Origin of the sequence: Methylobacterium nigriterrae, from assembly GCF_037106235.1 — a bacterium.
Classification (GTDB): Bacteria; Pseudomonadota; Alphaproteobacteria; order Rhizobiales; family Beijerinckiaceae; genus Methylobacterium; species Methylobacterium nigriterrae.
Genome location: NZ_JBAWTG010001108.1, coordinates 1 through 227 on the forward strand (window position 1 = coordinate 1; position 227 = coordinate 227).

At 65.6% G+C, this 227-nt stretch carries 1 pseudogene; it reads left to right on the forward strand.

The features are described 5' to 3' along the window. Positions 1-227 (forward strand): annotated as a pseudogene (locus WDW90_RS40435) (IS110 family transposase); the annotation flags it as partial.

The following is a 227-nucleotide window of genomic DNA, read 5'->3' on the forward strand; positions in this document are numbered from 1 at the left end:
CCAGGTGAGCACTGTCGGACTGGATCTCGCCAAGCACATCTTTCAGCTCCATGGGGCTGACAGCGCGGGCGCCGTGGTCTTTCGCAAGAAGCTGCGCCGTGGCCAGGTTCTCGCGTTCCTTGCAACCCTCCCGCCCTGCACGGTGGCCCTGGAAGCGTGTGGCAGCGCTCACTTTTGGGGCCGCGAGATTGCCAAGCTCGGCCACACGGTGAAGCTGATCGCGCCGG